The 596-nt window shown below is 49.8% G+C and carries 1 protein-coding gene and 1 pseudogene; one reads left to right on the forward strand and one right to left on the reverse strand.

Annotated elements, in window-relative coordinates; translation table 11 throughout:
• Positions 1-192: pseudogene (locus AC1D1Y_RS26050) on the forward strand (hypothetical protein); the annotation flags it as partial.
• A 53-nt stretch (positions 193-245) separates the two neighbouring features.
• Here the strand turns inward: AC1D1Y_RS26050 and AC1D1Y_RS26055 are convergent.
• Positions 246-596: HNH endonuclease (locus AC1D1Y_RS26055; protein ID WP_477684900.1), on the reverse strand; the 351-nt coding region annotated here is incomplete at its 5' end.

A 596-nucleotide genomic window follows, 5' to 3' on the forward strand; every position in this document is an offset into this window, starting at 1 on the left:
GTGCCGGATACCGTGTTGCGATGGAATTTGGAAGAAGTGGAAGACCTATTCAACCGCATCGCCATGGTGAGCCAGGGGCGCCCCAGCGCGCACGAGGCCTTGCCTACGGCGCCGGAGTTTTATGCGGCGATGGTGATTTTGCGGGAGTGCTTGCACCACCTGCGGTTTAGTGGGGTGGTGTTGCAGGTCTAGTGTCCAAATTGAGCCAGACGGCGGGAGCGGGTTTGGGGCTCAACTTACAAAAACTAGGCACTCTCACTTTGAGAAATGAACTCATGGTTACTCTTGCCTAAATTGCATTTAGAGCAAAGTGTTTGAAGATTCTGGACCTCAGTTTCACCACCTTTAGACCACGGTACGATGTGATCAACATGCAGCTCAATTTCAGGATTTCTCGCGGGAGATGCTCCGCATGAGCGGCAACGAAAACTATCCGACTGCAATACGGTGAACCTCAGTTTCACATTGATATTTCTTGATGTGCGCTTCGTTGAAACTCTTGCTTTCGAAGTAACTGGGTTTTGTTTCTGAGGTTGATGAGATGGTGGCGGCTCATCAACATTGATCTCTTCATCATCTTCCGCATTAACGTATTC

The organism is Polaromonas sp. P1_G1 (genome assembly GCF_056405595.1).